The 14,944-nt window shown below is 74.6% G+C and carries 13 protein-coding genes; 8 read left to right on the top strand and 5 right to left on the bottom strand.

Going from position 1 to position 14,944, the window contains the following annotated elements:
* Nucleotides 1-50 precede the first annotated feature (50 nt).
* A complete protein-coding gene (locus OHA81_RS28525; RefSeq protein WP_329200591.1) occupies nt 51-920 on the bottom strand; it encodes a UbiA family prenyltransferase in 870 nt (289 codons plus the stop codon).
* 108 nt (nt 921-1,028) lie between these two features.
* Here OHA81_RS28525 and OHA81_RS28520 point away from each other — a divergent pair, with 108 nt between their 5' ends.
* Genes OHA81_RS28520 through OHA81_RS28510 form a run of 3 tightly spaced genes read left to right on the top strand, consistent with a single transcriptional unit; the run spans nt 1,029 to nt 3,669 of the window.
* Nucleotides 1,029-2,090 carry a type III polyketide synthase gene (locus OHA81_RS28520; protein WP_329200589.1) on the top strand — a complete coding sequence of 354 codons (1,062 nt, stop codon included), beginning with the start codon at nt 1,029-1,031 and terminating at the stop codon, nt 2,088-2,090.
* Between the two features lie 14 nt (nt 2,091-2,104).
* A complete protein-coding gene (locus tag OHA81_RS28515) occupies nt 2,105-2,644 on the top strand; it encodes an isoprenylcysteine carboxyl methyltransferase family protein (RefSeq protein ID WP_329202585.1) in 540 nt (179 codons plus the stop codon).
* Nucleotides 2,641-3,669: an NAD(P)/FAD-dependent oxidoreductase gene (locus tag OHA81_RS28510; RefSeq protein ID WP_329200587.1), complete on the top strand. Its 1,029-nt coding sequence runs from the start codon at nt 2,641-2,643 to the stop codon at nt 3,667-3,669. Before OHA81_RS28515 ends, OHA81_RS28510 begins: the two co-directional genes overlap by 4 nt.
* 73 nt (nt 3,670-3,742) lie before the next feature.
* Here the strand turns inward: OHA81_RS28510 and OHA81_RS28505 are convergent, their stop codons facing one another.
* Nucleotides 3,743-4,885: a hypothetical protein gene (locus tag OHA81_RS28505; RefSeq protein ID WP_329200585.1), complete on the bottom strand. Its 1,143-nt coding sequence runs from the start codon at nt 4,883-4,885 to the stop codon at nt 3,743-3,745.
* Nucleotides 4,886-5,061: 176 nt separating this feature from the next.
* Here OHA81_RS28505 and OHA81_RS28500 point away from each other — a divergent pair, with 176 nt between their 5' ends.
* The 4 genes from OHA81_RS28500 (at nt 5,062) to OHA81_RS28485 (ending at nt 7,606) form a co-directional block, all read left to right on the top strand.
* Nucleotides 5,062-5,379, top strand: coding sequence for a hypothetical protein (locus tag OHA81_RS28500; protein ID WP_329200583.1), 318 nt, complete (start codon nt 5,062-5,064; stop codon nt 5,377-5,379).
* A gap of 105 nt (nt 5,380-5,484) precedes the next feature.
* Nucleotides 5,485-5,676: a DUF6381 family protein gene (locus tag OHA81_RS28495; protein ID WP_329200581.1), complete on the top strand. Its 192-nt coding sequence runs from the start codon at nt 5,485-5,487 to the stop codon at nt 5,674-5,676.
* A 16-nt stretch (nt 5,677-5,692) separates the two neighbouring features.
* Nucleotides 5,693-6,202 carry a mycothiol transferase gene (locus OHA81_RS28490; RefSeq protein WP_329200580.1) on the top strand — a complete coding sequence of 170 codons (510 nt, stop codon included), beginning with the start codon at nt 5,693-5,695 and terminating at the stop codon, nt 6,200-6,202.
* A gap of 255 nt (nt 6,203-6,457) precedes the next feature.
* Entirely contained in the window at nt 6,458-7,606 is a 1,149-nt protein-coding gene (locus OHA81_RS28485; RefSeq protein ID WP_329200578.1) for a serine hydrolase domain-containing protein, read from the top strand.
* Nucleotides 7,607-7,675: 69 nt separating this feature from the next.
* Here the strand turns inward: OHA81_RS28485 and OHA81_RS28480 are convergent, their stop codons facing one another.
* On the bottom strand, nt 7,676-9,028 hold the full coding sequence (locus OHA81_RS28480) for a M64 family metallopeptidase (protein ID WP_329200576.1): 1,353 nt from the start codon (nt 9,026-9,028) through the stop codon (nt 7,676-7,678).
* 137 nt (nt 9,029-9,165) lie between these two features.
* On the opposite strand from OHA81_RS28480, the gene OHA81_RS28475 reads away from it, so the two are divergent.
* Nucleotides 9,166-10,524: a tetratricopeptide repeat protein gene (locus OHA81_RS28475; protein ID WP_329200574.1), complete on the top strand. Its 1,359-nt coding sequence runs from the start codon at nt 9,166-9,168 to the stop codon at nt 10,522-10,524.
* Between the two features lie 20 nt (nt 10,525-10,544).
* Here the strand turns inward: OHA81_RS28475 and OHA81_RS28470 are convergent, their stop codons facing one another.
* Together OHA81_RS28470 and OHA81_RS28465 are read right to left on the bottom strand one after the other, a co-directional pair.
* Entirely contained in the window at nt 10,545-11,474 is a 930-nt protein-coding gene (locus OHA81_RS28470) for a LysR family transcriptional regulator (RefSeq protein WP_329200572.1), read from the bottom strand.
* 190 nt (nt 11,475-11,664) lie between these two features.
* On the bottom strand, nt 11,665-14,892 hold the full coding sequence (locus OHA81_RS28465) for a TIM-barrel domain-containing protein (RefSeq protein WP_329200570.1): 3,228 nt from the start codon (nt 14,890-14,892) through the stop codon (nt 11,665-11,667).
* Between the last annotated feature and the right edge of the window lie 52 nt (nt 14,893-14,944).

Genomic DNA, 14,944 nt, shown 5'->3' with positions numbered 1-14,944 from the left:
GAGGGCTGTCCCGCGCCGCCCGGCGGGCGGCGCGGGCTATGCGACAGCCCTCAGGCGGTGCCCGCGCCGCGGGCCAGGAGCAGGGTGACGTCGGCGGCCGCGACCGCGAGCGTGCCGAGGAACGGGGCGCGGCCGCGGCCCCGGCCGGTGGCGAGCAGCACGGCCGCCGTGAGGGCCAGCAGCCCCCACCCATAGGGCGTCACCGGACCGGGCGGGCCGAGGACCAGCGCGGCGGCCGAGCCGAGCACGAGGAGGGCGGCCACCGCGGCCGAGCCGCGGGCGCCGAGCCGCTGCGGGAGTCCGGTCACGCCCGTGGCCAGGTCGTCCGCGATGTCGGGCAGGACGTTGGCGAAGTGGGCGCCCGCACCGAGCAGGGCGGCCGCCGCTCCGAGCCAGAGCGGCGGCCACGGCTGCCCCGGGAGGCCGAGCGTGACGAAGGCCGGCAGCAGACCGAAGGCGAGGGCGTACGGGAGCCAGGACGCGAGGGTGCGCTTGAGCCACAGGTTGTACGCCCAGGCGGCCGCGACCGCGCAGAGGTGCACGGCGCCGGCGAGCCATCCCGAGGCCAGGGAGAGCGGTACGCACAGCGCCAGCGCCACGACTGCGGCGGCGCTCACGGTCCCCGGCGCCACGGCGCCCGCCGCGAGCGGCTTGTCCGGCCGGCCCGTGAGCCGGTCGCGCCGCATGTCGGCCCGGTCGTTGGACCAGCCCACCGAGAGCTGGCCGAGCGCGACGGCTCCGGCCGAGGCCGCGCAGCCGGCGGTTCCCCGGCCGGTGGCTGCGGCCAGCACGGCGGTGAAGAGGGTGACGGCGGCCGCCGGCAGCGGGTGGCAGGCGGCCAGCAAGGCGGTGGCGACCGTCCCGGAGCCGGGTTGTGCGGCGGTTTCGCCGGGTGGTGCGGTGGCGCGGGTTGCGGGCACCGCCCCACGTTAAGGGCCGGGCGTCCCGTCCTCCGGGACCGGCGTGCGGCGGCACGCCCGGTTCGTACGGTTCGGTGAAAAAGACCGTTTCTTCCCTATGTTGGGGCGATGACACGTGTCCTGGCAGTGAGCAGCGTGTTCCCGCCCCACGCGTACCGGCAGCCGCAGATCACGGAAGCCCTCGCCCGCTGTCTGCCGCCGGGCTCCGACACCGGCCTGCTGCGCCGGGTGCACTCCTCGGTACGGGTCGAGCGCCGCCACTTGGCGCTCCCGCTGGAGCGGTACGGGCCCGGCAACGACTTCGGGGCCACCAATGCCCTGTTCCTCGAAGCGGCGCTCGACCTCGGCTCCCGCGCCATCGGACTCGCCCTCGCCGAGAGCGGCCTCGCCGCCCGGGACGTGGACCTGGTCATGTCGACCACGGTGACCGGGCTCGCCACGCCTTCGCTGGAGGCTCGGCTCGCCGCCCGCACCGGCCTGCGGCCGGACGTACGGCGCCTGCCGCTGTTCGGGCTCGGCTGTGCGGCGGGCGCCGCCGGCCTCGGCCACCTGCACGACCACCTCACGGGCCGGCCGGGCCACGCCGCCCTGCTGCTCTCCACGGAACTGTGCTCGCTCACCCTCCAGCCCACCGACACCTCGATGGCGGCCCTGGTGGCCGGAGGGCTCTTCGGGGACGGGGCAGGCGCGCTGCTGGCGGTGGGGGCCGGCCATCCGCTGTACGGGAGCGCCGATGGCCCCACGGTGGTGGACGCGCGCAGCCGCCTCTACCCGGGAACCGAGGCCCTGCTCGGCTGGGACATCGGCCACTGGGGTTTCCGCATGGTGATGGGCCGTGAACTGCCCACCCTGGTCAGGCTGCACGTCGCCGAGGAGGTGGAGGCCTTCCTCGCCGGGCACGACCTCAAGCCCGCCGACGTGGCCGCCTGGATCTGCCATCCGGGCGGTCCGAAGATCCTCGACGTCCTCGGGGAGGCCCTGGGGCTCCCGGACACGGCCCTCGCGGCGAGCCGCCGTTCGCTCGCGACTGCGGGCAACCTCTCCTCCGCCTCCGTGCTGCACATCCTCGGCGAGGTCCAGAGCGCCGGTCCGCCTCCGCCGGGCTCGATCGGGCTGATGATCGCCTTCGGCCCGGGCTTCGCCTCCGAACTCGTCCTCCTGCGCTGGTGATGCCGATCATGCCCATGCCCCTGTACCTGCTGCTGCTCGCCCTCGTCGCGGGCGAGCGGCTGGCCGAACTCGCCGTGGCCCGCCGCAACGCCGCGTGGAGCCGGGCACGCGGCGCCCGGGAGTACGGCCGCGGCCACTACCCGGCCATGGTCGCGCTGCACACGGCCCTGCTCGCGGGGTGCGCCGTCGAACCCTGGGCGGCGGACCGCCCGTTCCTGCCCCTGCTCGGCTGGCCCGCACTCGCGGTGGCCGTGGCCGCGCAGGGGCTGCGCTGGTGGTGCATCGCCACCCTCGGCCCGTACTGGAACACCCGGGTGCTGGTGCTTCCCGGGCTGACGCCGGTGGCGGCCGGGCCCTACCGGCTGCTGCGCCACCCCAACTACCTGGCGGTGGTGGCCGAAGGGCTCGCGCTGCCGTTGGTCCACTGCGCCTGGGTGACGACGGCCGGTTTCTGCGTACTGAACGCGCTGTTGCTGCGGGTGCGGATCCGCTGCGAGGAGTCCGCGCTCACGTACGCCCGTACCGGGGGCAGCCTCGTGGTCGCCGCGCCGTGATCGACCTCCTGGTGGCCGGCGGCGGTCCGGCCGGGCTGGCGACGGCCATCCAGGGAGCCCTGGCCGGGCTGGAGGTGGTGGTGGCCGAGCCGCGCCCGACCCCGATCGACAAGGCCTGCGGGGAGGGGCTGATGCCGGGCGGCGTGCGCCGGCTGGCGGAACTGGGTGTCCCGGTGGCGGGCCGCGCCTTCCACGGGATCCGCTACGTCGACGGGCTGAGCGGACTGAGCGCGCAGGGGCTGTTCCGGGACGGCCCCGGGTGCGGGGTACGGCGCACGGACCTCCAGGCGGCGCTCGCGGCCCGGGCCGCGGACCTGGGCGTACGGGTGGTCGCGCGGCGCGTGGAAGAGGTCCGCCAGGACGATCACCGGGTCGGGGCGGCGGGTCTGACCGCCAGGTACCTGGTGGCGGCGGACGGCCTGCACTCGCCGGTCCGGCGCGCCCTGGGCCTGTCGGCGCCGCCCGCGCCGGGGCGGCCTGCCCGCTACGGCCTGCGCCGCCACTACGCGGTGGCGCCGTGGAGCGAGCTGGTGGAGGTGCACTGGGCCCCGCGGTGCGAGGCGTACGTCACTCCGCTCGGACCCGACCGGGTCGGGGTGGCGGTGCTGACCTGCGAACAGGCCCCCTTCGACGTACAACTGGCCCGTTTCCCGCTGCTGTCGGCCCGGCTGCCACCGCCCGGGCCGGGTGACGCGGTGCGCGGGGCGGGGCCGCTGCGGCAGCGCTCGCGCGCGAGGGTGGCGGGGCGGGTGCTGTTCGTGGGGGACGCGGCGGGTTACGTCGACGCGCTGACCGGGGAGGGCCTGACGCTGGCGCTGGCGGCCGCGGGCGAACTCGTACGGTGTGTCCGCGCGGGGCGGCCGCAGGAGTACGAGCGGGCCTGGCGGAAGGTGTCCCGGAGCTACCGGGCGCTGACCGGGGCCCTGTTGTGGGCACGCGGGCAGCCCTGGCTGGCGGGGCGGATCGTGCCGCTGGCCGCCCGGTTGCCGGGGGTGTTCACGCGGGCGGTGAACCTGCTCGCCTGAAGGCCCGCGGGGCCCGGGCGGCGCCTCTCGCGCGGCCCGGGCCCCGCGGCGGGACCGTCAAGGGGGCAAGGCGTCAGGCGCCCTCGGCCTCCTCGGCCACCGGGGCCATCGGGACCGCCGGGACCGCCGGGACCGCCGGGACCGCCGGGGGGCCGTACATCAGGGCCAGCCCGGCCAGTACGGAACCCGCGCCGGCGCACAGCACCGTCACGACGCCCGCCCAGGCGTGGGGGCCGCCCAGCGCCCCGGCCAAGGGGTCGAACACGGCAATGCCGCCGGCGAGATGGAGCGCGACCACCCCGAGCGCGGCGATCGCCGCCGCCCGCCACACCGCCGGGGTGTCCCGCACCGCCAGCAGCACGCCGAGCCCGAGGCAGAGCACCGCGACGACCGTCGCCAGATGGCCCACGGGGCCGGCGGCCGGCAGCGCGGCCGGGTCCCCGGGCAGGTGCACGACCCCGCACAGCAGCAGTGCGGCGGCCGCGGGCCAGCGCAGTACGTGGTGCAGGACGCCGGGCCGCGCCCGGGCGGGCTCTCGGCCGGGGGGCGGGGGCGGCTGCGGGGCCTGCTCCGAGCGGGGCGCGGTGTCCGGGTCCTCGGGGATTGCGGCACCGGGGCCGCCACCGCCCCCCTCCCCGCCGCTCTCGCCGTCCCCGCCGTCCCCGGCCTTCTCGGCATGGGCGGTGGGGGCGGTGGGGGCGGTGGGGGGCTCGCCGGCGGCGGGTACGTCCGCGGGGGGTCCGTGCGGCGAGGCGGCGGGTTCCGTCGGCCGGCCGGAGCCGCCGCCGAGGGTCCGGGCCAAGATCGCCACGTCCTCGACGGACCGGCCGAGGGCTGCCGCACGCAGCGCGATCCCCGCCTCGACCTCCCCGTCCGCAGGCTCGCCCAGCAGGGCGACCATGAGCCGGACGTCGTCGACGGAACGCGACACGGCGGCCGCGGCCACCGCCTCCTGTCCGGACCGGGACAGCAGACCCGTCTCCTTCAAGAGGCCCACCAGGGCCGTGACCTCCTCGACGGGCCGGCAGGTGGCCGCCGTGTCCAGCAGGGTCCGTACCGTCTCCGGTGACACTCCGGCCGACGCGACGGCCGCAGGAGGTCCGGGGCTGGCGGATCCTTCGGTCGGCTCGGAGTGGGCGTGGGCCCCGTCCCGGACGCTTTCGGGGTCGCCGTCGGGGTCCTCGTACCGGGCCGCGCGGAAGTTGAGGTCGTTCATGAAAGGCTCCGTTCGCCGACGCACGGGTCCGCACAGCGCGCATGGTGCGTCATGGGAAGAGCACGTTTAGTTGCATTGAGGGGCACGTGCGTGCACTGCGCCATTCGGGGCGGGCAAACGGGGGGTGGGCCGGCCCCTGGTGATTCCCCGGGCCGCCTCGGGGCAAGCGGTGTTGCATGACTGTCTATCTCGTCACCATCCCCGGGACCCTGCTGACCGAGCTCACCCCCGAGGCGCGGACGCAGCTGGTGAGCGCGCTGCGGCCGGCGGATCCGCGGGGCACCGAGCTGGGGGTCGCGGAGGACCTGGACATCCTGTCGTTCTACTCCGGCTCCTCCGCGTTCAGCCTCCACGTCGAGGTCGAGGCCTCCGACACCTCGTCGGCGGTGGACAAGGCCCGGGACCTGGCGTCGTCGGCGCTGCACGGCGCGGGACTGGATTCCGGTACCGCCCCGCTCGGGGACCCCGTGATCACGGGGATCGCCGGCGAGTAGCCCACCTGCGGTGACGGGGCCGGGGAAGGCTTCGAGATGCGTGCGCGCCGCGCGGCTGATTCCCTGGTTCCGCCCGCTCTCCACCACTGAGCCAAGGAGCAGATCATGAGCGTTGCAGGCGGATCCGGTGGCCGGTCGCGGCAGTTGCGCGAGAAGGCCCAGGAGATGAGGACCGCGGCCGAGCGGTCCAGCGACCCCCAGGAACGCAAGCGGCTCGAGGACAAGGCCCGCCGGCTCCAGGAGCAGAGCGAGATGGAGAGCCGGATGATCGACGATCCGGGCATGGACCTGCGGTAGCGGGACCGGCTGCGCCGTGAAGGCCACGGAGGTCTTGGCCGACGCCTACGGGCGTGTCCGCGAGGTGGTGCACGAGGTGCTGGACGGGCTCTCGGCCGAGGAGCTCAACGCGCGCGTCGACCCGGCGGCGAACTCCGTCGCGTGGCTGGTCTGGCACCTGACCCGGGTGCAGGACGACCACGTGGCGGACGCCGCCGGGCTGGAGCAGGTGTGGCATGCCGGGGGCTGGTCGGAGCGGTTCGGCCTGCCCCTGCCGGCCGACGCCACCGGCTACGGGCACACGGCGCGGGAGGCCGGGAAGGTCCGCGTCGAGTCGGGCGAGCTGCTGCTCGGCTACTTCGACGCGGTGCACGAGCAGACCCTGCGGTTCGTGCGGGGTCTGGGCGCCGCCGACCTGGGCCGGGTGGTGGACGAGCGCTGGGATCCGCCGGTCACGCTGGGAGTGCGCCTGGTGAGCGTGCTGACGGACGACCTCCAGCACGCCGGCCAGGCCGCTTTCGCCCGCGGGGTGCTGGAGCGCCGGTAGCGCTGCCCGGAGCCGCCGTCCGGCCCTCGCGGCCGGGCGGCGCGCCGTGTTCGGGCGGCGGGCGGCGGGCGGCGCGCCGTGTTCGGGCGGGCGGCGTTCGGGCGGCGGGGGTGGCCGCCGCACGGCCTTCGCCGGGGCACCGTCGGATCCGGGGGCGCCGGAGCGATGAATCCGGGGCGCCCCGGGAGTCTTGACTGCCGAGGCCGGTACACCGCCGGCCGCACACCCGTTACGGCCATCGGGAGAGGTGGGGTCATGACCAGCCTGCGCGAGATCCTGGCATCGCACGTGGACAGCGGCTACCTGGCGGGGGCGGTGGGCCTGGTGGCCCGCGGTGACCGGGTCGAGGTGGCGGCGGTCGGCTCGGCCGGGATCGGCGGCCTTCCCCCCGTGGCCCGGGACACGATCTTCCGCGTGGCCTCGCTGACGAAGCCGGTCACGGCAGCTGCGGCGATGACACTGATCGAGGAGGGGCGGCTCGCCCTCGACGAACCGGTCCGCGACCTGCTCCCGGAACTCGCCTCGCCCGTGGTCGTCCGTACGCCGTCGAGCCCGCTGGACGACGTGGTGCCCGCCGAGCGGCCCATCACCGTGGAGCACCTGCTGACCTTCCGGGCCGGGTACGGCTTCCCCGCGGACTTCTCACTGCCCGCCGCACAGGCGCTGTTCACCGAGCTCAAGCAGGGCCCCCCGCAGCCCCAGCTGACCGCGGAACCGGACGCGTGGATGAAGACGCTGGCCCGGATCCCGCTGCTGTACCAGCCGGGCGAGGCGTGGCTCTACAACGCGTGCTCCGACATCCTGGGCGTCCTGATCGCCCGCGTCTCGGGGCAGCCGCTGCCCGAGTTCCTCGCGGAGCGGATCTTCGAGCCGCTCGGCATGCGGGACACGGGCTTCGCCGTTCCGGCGGCCGATCTGGGCCGCTTCACCGACTACTACCGGGCCGGCGGCGAGGGCGCCCTGGAACTGGTCGACGCCCCCGACGGGCAGTGGAGCCGGATGCCGGCCTTCCCGTCCGCGGCGGGCGGGCTGGTCTCGACGGCGGATGACCTGTACGCCTTCGGCCGGATGCTGCTCGCCGGCGGGACCGTCGACGGACGGCGGCTGCTCCGCGCCGAGTCGGTCCGGCAGATGACCACCGACCGGCTGACCCCGGCCCAGCGGGCCGGGGGCGCGCTCTTCCTGGAGGGGCAGGGCTGGGGGTTCGGCGGCAGTGTGGACGTCGCACGCCTGAACCCCTGGAACGAGCCGGGGCGTTACGGCTGGATCGGCGGTACCGGGACGGCGTCGCACATCGTCCCGGCCACCGGCACCGTCACCGTTCTGCTCACCCAGCGCGAACTGAGCGGCCCGGCCTCGCCCGCCCACATGCAGGAGTTCTGGCGGTACGCGGCCGGGTCCTGACCCGGGCCGCGGCCCACGATCCGGTGGCGCCCGGCCGGTGGTGAGCGGTCAGAGGTCAGCGCTCAGCAGTCAGCGGCGCACGCTCCAGCCCACGGTGGTGCGCATGCTCGCGGCGATCTTCGGGTCGCGTACCGAGGGGGTCCGGTCCTCGGCCGTGACCGTCAGCTCGTGGGTCCGCCCTCCGGAGAGGGACAGCTCCCCCACCCGTACGTCGCTGCGCCCTGCGAATCGTTTCAGCTCGTGCCCGTCCAGGTACCAGCGCACCACGAGCTGTCGGCCGTCGGCGCTCGCGAGACGGAGGACGGAGACCTTCGCCCGGTCCCGCGTGCGCAGGGTGCGGTCGGTCGGGGTCAGTGCGGTGACGGTGTGGGCGTGCCGGTGGAAGCCCGCGATCATCGCCTCGACGCCGGGGAGGCTGAACGGCTTGCCGAGCACCCGCATGATGGAGTTGTCGGTCGGCCGGTTGAGGCCGGTGACGAAGTAGCCGCCGCCTTCGTACGCGCCCACGGTGCCGCCGTCCGGGGACTGTTCGCCGAGCCAGCGGTACCACTTGGACCGGGTGTCGCGCATGCCGTCGGCGGTGAGGGTGGAGGTGTTGGACTCGGCGGGCTCGGGGCCGGTGTAGTGCTCGTAGCCGGGGGTGCCCGGATAGAAGTACTCGTCGGCGAGCTTGCCCAGCGAGTGGCCGGTCTCGTGGATGGCGACCTGGCCGGACTTGGCGTTCCCGGCGGAGGCGGTGGAGATCCCCTCGTAGCCGAGGGTGGGGCTGGGCTCGTTGTAACCGGCCCCGCCGTACTTGGTGCTGTTGGACAGGACGATCACCAGGTCGGCGGCGGGCGCCTTCGCCACGTACGCGTCCACCTTCGGCTGGTCCACGCACAGCAGCCGCTCGATGTCCTCGCACCAGAAGTAGGAGCCGAGCGCGGTGTCCCGGGTGGTGGCCCGGTCCGGGTCTCCGGAGATGCCGGACTCGCGGGAGACGGCGTCGACCGTCCAGACGTTGAACAGGTTGCGGTAGGTCGCGTACGGCTCCACGGCCGTGACCTCGGCCCACTTCTGCCGGGCGTCGTCGTGGAACTTCCCCAGTTCGGCCGCGGTGTAGCCGTCACCGATGACGACGACGTCGAGGCGGTCCGCGGTGGGCCCGTTGTCGACCGTCTTGGTGACCTCGCCGTCCGCCTCGCGCTCGGCGGGGGAGAGGCCGGTCGGCGCCTTGTCGCGGCCGGCGGCCGGCACGCGGACGTTTCCGGAACCGGCTTCGCCGCCCTGTTCGGGCCCGGGTATCTCGACCTGTACCCCGTGCGGTGCGGCCGGGCCGGGTGGCGGGGCGGCCGCCCCGGCAGGTACGGCGGCCAGGAGCACTGCGCCCGCGCCGAGGGCGGCGACGGCCAGACGGACGGTCGAGCGGATGGGTGACCCCATGAAGTCCCTCCCCGAGGAACATAAACAATAAGATAAGCAGGCTTAACTGGGTGCTTAAGTTAGGGGCGCGTACAGGACGCGCGCAATGGGCATCTCCCGCTGAATACTGGGGATTTCACGTGACCCGAGGGGACTTCATGGACGAACCGGCTGAAATCGGACGCCGGGTACAGCGCCTGCGTGCCGAACGCTCACTGACCCAGCGGCAGTTGGCGGAGCCGGTGTACACGCCGGCCTACATCTCCACCCTTGAGTCGGGCCGGGTCCGCCCCTCCGAAGCCGCCCTGCGCTTCCTCGCCGACCGCCTCGGCACCTCCTACGAGGAACTGGCCACGGGCCGCCCCGCCCATCTGGCCACCGAGCTGCGCCTCGCGCTGACCGACGCCCAGCGGGCGCTGGCCACGGGCGCCGCCGACGAGGCCGCCGTCCTCTTCCGCAGGCTCCTCACCGACGCCGAACAGCTCGGCCTGGACCCCGAACGGGCGGAGGCGCTGCTGGGGCTGGGCGACTGCTGCCTGGAGGGCGGGGAACTCGCCGACGCCATACGTCACTTCGAGGAGGCGGAACGGCTGCTGGCGCACGAGCCGCTCCCCCGTCGTGCCCGCGCCGTCCGCGGCCGGGCCGTGGCCCACCTGCTCGCCGGGGAACTGCGCTATGCGTGCTACCTCCTGGAATCGGCCATCGACGAGCTGAACGCGAGCGGGCTGGGCGACCCCGAGGCGCTGGTCCTGCTTTACGCCGCGGCGATCGGTCCGTACATGGACATGGGGGCCCACGCCCGTGCGGCCCACGCCGCCGAACTGGCCCTGGCGCTCGCCGGGCAGGTGCAGGACCCGGCGCTGGTCGCGGGCATGCACCGGCAGGTCGCGCGCACCTTCCTCGCGGAGGGGCGGATGGCCGACGCAGACGCCTCCCTCGCCAAGGCCCAGGCGGTCTACCGGCAGTTGAGGCTGCGCACCGACCTGGCGCACTGCCACTGGATGCGCGGCTACGTCCAGGCTCAGCGGGGCGAGCTGACCGCCGCCGAAGCGGAGTTGCGCACCGCCCGGGACATGCTCGCCGCCAAGCGGGCGGCGCTGTACACCGCCCAGGTGGAGGTCGAGCTGGCCGACGTACTGCGCCGGCTGGGCCGGTACGACGAGGCCACCGTGCTGCTGTCGGCGCTCCTGGAACTGGGTGAGCACCACGGCGCCGTGCACGCGGGCGGAGCCCACCGGCTGCTCGGTCTGATCGCCGAGGAGCGGGGTGACGCCGAGGCCGCGGAGGAGCACTACGTACGGGCGCTGTCGCTGCTGGAGCGCAGTGGGGCCAGCGGTGATCTCGCGGACCTGTGCCGGCTCCTGGGAGACCTGCTGCGCCGCTGCGGCCGCACGGAGGCCGCCTTGGACGCGTACCGCACGGGCCTCGGGCACCGGGCGGTCCCGGGCACCACGACGCTGGGCCCCGCACCGGCGGCTCCGGCGGGGACCCCTGCCGCTCCCCCGGAAGCGGGCTGAGGCGGCGGCCCCCGGGGCCCTCACGCACCGCGGGGGCCCTGCGTGTGCCGGGCCGCGCGGGCGGTGCAGGAGCGGGCGACCTCGTCGGCGAAGAGGCGGGCCGGCGGGGGCAGGGCGCTCCAGCGGCGGACGGCCCAGCCCACCGCGAGGGGTGGCAGGGCGGGGACGGGCAGCAGCCTGAGCGGTCCGTCGCATCCGGGGACCCGCCAGCCGGGCAGGGCCGGCACCAGGGCGTGGCCGAGCCCGAGTTCGGCCAGCAGCAGGGCGGTGTCCCAGTCGGCCACGCTGGTGTCGGAGCGGCTGATCCGGACACCGCGGGCGGCGAGGGCGGCGTCGAGGTGGGCGCGGGAGGCGGAGTTCTCGGGGAGCCTGATGTGCCGGATGCCGCTGAGCTCCGCGGGTTCGAGGCGGGCCCGGGTGGCGAGGGGGTCGTCGGCGCCGACGGCGAGGACCCAGGGCAGGTGCATGACGGGGCGCTGCTCGATGCCGCGGACTTGGTCGCCGATGGTGATCCAGGCGAGGTCGAGGTCGTCGGCGGCGAGGGCGGCGAAGCAGCTGCGGCTGGAGTTCTCGGTCTGGAACTCCAGGCTCACGTCGGGGTGGCGGCGGCGGAAGGTGACGACGGCCTCGGACATGAAGTGCCGCACGGTGGTGGCGCCGGTGGTGACGCGCACCGATCCGGCGTCCCCGTGGACGAGGTCCTCGAGGCGGCGCAGGGCGCCGTCGAGACCGGCCATGCCGTCGGCGGCGGCCGTGAGCAGGATGCGGCCGGCCTCGGTGGGGACCACTCCGCGGGCATGGCGTTCCAGGAGGGCGACGCCGGTCTCCTTCTCCAGGCGTCGGACGTGCTGGCTGACGGCCGGCTGGGTCCGGCCGAGGTCGCGGGCGACGGCGCTGAGGCTGCCGGTGCGGCACACGGCGACGAAGACGCGGAGGTCGTCGAGGGTCATGAGGGCCAAGCTACAGCTTGGGTCCGAGCACGAAATACCGGGATTGACTTGGGGTTTGGGCTCCGTGAGGATCGAGGCAGGGCCCGGGCGGCAACCCGGCCCCGCGCCCGCCACGGAGTCCGGACTCCAGGCGGGCGCGGGGCCGGGTGTCGACCCACAAGGCCCACAAGGCCCGTAAGGGCCTACGGGCTCAGGGTGTGAAGGTCCACCGCTGGGCCGGGGTGCCGGCACAGGCGGTGCGGGTGAGGCGGGTCCCGTCGGCGGTCGCCGACCCCTCCGGGGTCAGGCACTGTCCGGCGCTGCGCAGGCTGCCGTCGGGTCCCGGCTGCCAGATCTGGCCGGTGGCGGCGCCGCACGGCTGTACGGTGACGGCCGCCGCGTTCGTGGCGTCCAGGCAGACCCCGCCGAGCCCGGTGATGTGGCCGTCGTTCCGGAGCGTCCAGCGCTGGTTGGGGCCTCCGTGGCAGGCGTACAGGGTGGGTTCGGTGCCGGGGGCGGTGCTGCTGTGCGGGAGGTCCGCGCAGCTGCCCGACGCGGAGTCGACGAGGAGGGCGTCGGCCGGGAGGGGCGCCGCCCGGCCGGTGAGGGTGAGTTCCGCGGCGCTGGACCAGGGTCCTCTGCCACCCGCCTCGGTCAGGGCGCGCAGGCGCAGGTAGCGGCCCGTCTTCGCGGGCAGGGTGATCCGTTCCGGTGCTGCGGTGTCGGCGAAGGTCCCGGTGGCCGCCGGCGGCCCCCAGTCGGTGGTGGTGTCGGACACGTAGATCTCGTAGGAGCCGATGCGGCCGTTGACCCCGCCGTCCTGCCGGGGCAGGTAGCCCAGGCCGTCGACCGTGTAGCGGGCGCCGAGGTCGATGCTCACCTCGTGCGGCAGCGGCGCGGGGGTCGTGGAGGACCAGGCCGTGTGCCACGTCGTGGCCGGGTCGCCGTCGAAGGCGTTCGTGGCGGCCCCGTTCTCGGCGGCGGTTTCCTGGCTGTCGGTGGAGAGCAGGCGCCAGGCCGACTGCGGCAGCGGGTCGGAGCCGGTCGGGAGCGGGCCGGCCACGGGGAGGGTGACCCCGGCGGCCGTGACGCCGAAGGCGCCCTGCTTCGTGCCGGTCTTGACCCACAGGACACCGGAGCGGTCGGCCGGATCGAAGAACCACCCGGTGGCGGCGGCGTCGTACGCGCCCTTCGTGGTGAGCCGGGTGAGGGCTGCGCCGTCGACGGTGAGGGCGGTGGGTGCGGAGGCGACGTGGAGGGTGAACTCGTAGCCCCGCGCGGCCGGTTGTCCGGCGTAGCTGCCGGTGGGGGCGCCCACGGACACGGTGACGGCGCCCGTACCGGAGGTGGGGGCGCTGACGTTCACCTGCTGGCGGGCGAAGGCTCCGGACTGGTAGGCGCGGGTGCGGCCGTCGTCCTCGTAGAGGCTGAACGCCGAGTTGCCGCGCGGGTGGATGTCGTAGGTGAGGGTGGAGAGGGGTTTCTCCCCCGTGTAGTTCATCTGGGGCCACATCGGCACGATCGCACCGCCCTTGACGAAGAGCGGCAGCGTGTCGAGGGGCGCCCGGTAGCCGTTCAGCCAGCCCGGGCCCGAGTAGGTCGTGCCGGTCCAGTAGTCCGTCCAGGTGCCGGCGGGCAGGTAGATGCCGTCGCGGACGGAGGTGTCGGAGACGACGGGCGCGACCAGGAAGGAGTCGCCGGCCATGAACTGGCCGCTGGTGAGGTTGCCGCGGGCCACCGGGTCGTCCGGGTACTCCAGGACCATCGCGCGGGTGCTGGGCACTCCGGTGTCGTGTGCGACGCGGCTCATCGTGTACAGGTAGGGCATCAGCCGCATCTTGAGCTGGAGGTACTTGCGGTTGATGGACAGGTAGGGCTCGGCGAACCGCCAGGGCTGCTTGTCCTGGTATCCGGCGGCGGGATTGGTCGCGCCCCAGCCGGACATGGTCATGAACGCCGGGGTGAAGGCCTTCCACTGGAGGTCGCGGGCGTACGTCTTGGGGCTGCCGCCGAAGATGCCGTCGATGTCGCCGGAGGCGTAGTTGAGGCCGGACAGGCCGGCGCCGGTGATGGCGGGGACGTGCCAGCGCATGTCGTCCCAGGTGCCGTTGGTGTCGCCGGTCCAGACGACGGCGTTGCGCTGGGTGCCGGCCCAGCCGTCGACGGTCCAGACGTAGCGGCGGGCGTCGGAGTTCTTCTCGATGCCCTCGACGGCCTGCCGGACGCCGGTGAAGGCGCTCTTGTACCCGCCGCCGATCCAGGCGACGTCGGTCTTGACCCCCCGGGTGCCCGCGGCGGCGACTTCCGTCGCGATGTCGGTGAGGCCGGTGGAGGTCCACAGGCCGGTCTGGAACCCCTTGGCCTTGAGTGCGTCGACGGTGGACTTGAGGGGAGCGGTGTAGCCGCAGCCGTAGCCGTCGTTGGGCAGGAACCAGCCCGAGGGCATGTCGGCGGTGCGGGCGTCGGAGGCGTAGCCGACCACGTCGGGGGTCGTCTGGTGGCGAAGGCGGTCGTGGTCGCCCTGGTAGGCGGGGTTGGAGGCGTTGAAGCAGTCGGCGTTGCCCAGTTCGAAGCCCCACATCGGCGCCATGAAGGGTTTGCCGCTGACGTCGGTGTACGCGTCGAGGACCGATTTGAGGGTGTCGCCGGTGAAGTACCAGGCGTCGAAGCGCTTCTCGTCGTGGGCGAGGGTGGTGGGCGCGTTGAACCCGTACGAACCGGGGGCCCAGGTGTTGCGCATGACTCCGTAGCCGTTGGTGGACATGTAGAAGGGGGCGGGACTGGCGTTGTCGTTCTCGCGCCACTTGTTGTCCACGGCGATGGGGACGGTCTTGCCGCGCAGGGCCCATTCCCCGAGCCGCAGGCCGGTTCCGTAGAACTGCTCGTCCGCACCGCGGGCGAGGTACTGGGTGGTCCGGGTGCCCGTCCAGGAGGTGGGCTGGGTCTCCTGCCAGACGAGGGTGGCGTCGTCGGCGCGGTAGACCGAGAACCGCAGGGGCTTCTTGTCGACGTGGATGGACAGGGCGCCGGTGGTGATCCGGTAGTGGGCGCCCGCGTCGGTGTACGTCGTGTCCACCGGGCCGAAGTCGGTGGTGGGGGCGAGGTCGGAGCCGGCCGGGTCCTGGGTGAAGGCGCCGTCGGGCGAGAGCCACAGCCGGAAGATGTCGGCGCGGGCGACGACCACGCGGGCCTTGGCGCCGGAGGACGTGGTCACGGTGAAGGTGTTGCCGGACCGGGTGAGGCCGGTGGCGTTGCCGGCGGTCGCCGGGGCGGGGGCCGCGTCGGCCGGTGAGGCCATCGGGCCGGCGGCGGCCAGCCCTGACATGGCGAGGGCGCCGGCGAGCAGGGCGGCGCCGGGTATGCGGCGGCGCGCGCGGAGCCGGTGTCTGGCGGGGGCGGGGGCGGACAGGGGACGGATGCGCCTCAGGGTCAGTCTCATGGGGCAGCTCCTCGTGCGGTCCGGGATCACGGACACACCGCTTTGGCATGCG

The organism is Streptomyces sp. NBC_00667 (genome assembly GCF_036226825.1).
Lineage (GTDB): Bacteria > Actinomycetota > Actinomycetes > Streptomycetales > Streptomycetaceae > Streptomyces.
Note: the sequence above shows the minus strand (reverse complement) of the source record. Positions and strands in the feature narration are given on the sequence as shown.